At 67.4% G+C, this 611-nt stretch carries 1 protein-coding gene; it reads right to left on the reverse strand.

Going from position 1 to position 611, the window contains the following annotated elements; translation table 11 throughout:
- Nucleotides 1–79: 79 nt before the first annotated feature.
- A partial coding sequence (locus tag ELR45_RS29620; RefSeq protein WP_205857523.1) for an HNH endonuclease signature motif containing protein occupies nt 80–611 on the reverse strand: 532 nt, incomplete at its 5' end.

The following is a 611-nucleotide window of genomic DNA, read 5'->3' on the forward strand; positions in this document are numbered from 1 at the left end:
GCGGATCCTGAGACCACGCCTGGGTGGCGCCACAGCGTGTGGGCTCTGACGCCACCTGAGCGTGTACGGGTGGAAGCCCCTAGAAGGGTGGCTCGTCGGGTTCGGGTGGTCCGTTGCCGTCGGCCGTGGGCTGGTCCGTTTCATTCGGGGAATCCGGAGCGCGGGCATCGGGAGCGATGCGGGGCAGGTGAACGGTGGTGGTGTGCCCTGTGGGGCTGGTCCATTTCTGTTGGCCGTCCGCAAGGCGGGTAACGCTCCATCCGGCTCGATGTTTCTGCAGGTGGCACGTTTTGCACAGGGCGGAGCAGTTGCACGCGGAGGTCGGGCCGTAAGGCCACGGAGTCCGGTGGTCGATCTCGCATCGGTAAGCAGCCTGGTGGCAGCCGGGCATGAGGCATTCGCGGTCACGGAGGATGACGAAGTCGACGAGGTCTTGCGGCGGTGTATAGCGAGTGGTGCCGTAGTCCATGGCGTGCCCACCAGCGGGTGAGGTGCCGACCCACCGCCAGACGCCCGCGCCGGCGAGGCGGCGGGCCATGTCGGCATCGATGGGTCCGTAGCCGTCGAGGTAGGCAGGATGCTCATCGAGTCCGAGCAGGGTGGTCATGGGC

The organism is Phytoactinopolyspora endophytica (assembly GCF_004138495.1).
GTDB lineage: Bacteria > Actinomycetota > Actinomycetes > Jiangellales > Jiangellaceae > Phytoactinopolyspora > Phytoactinopolyspora endophytica.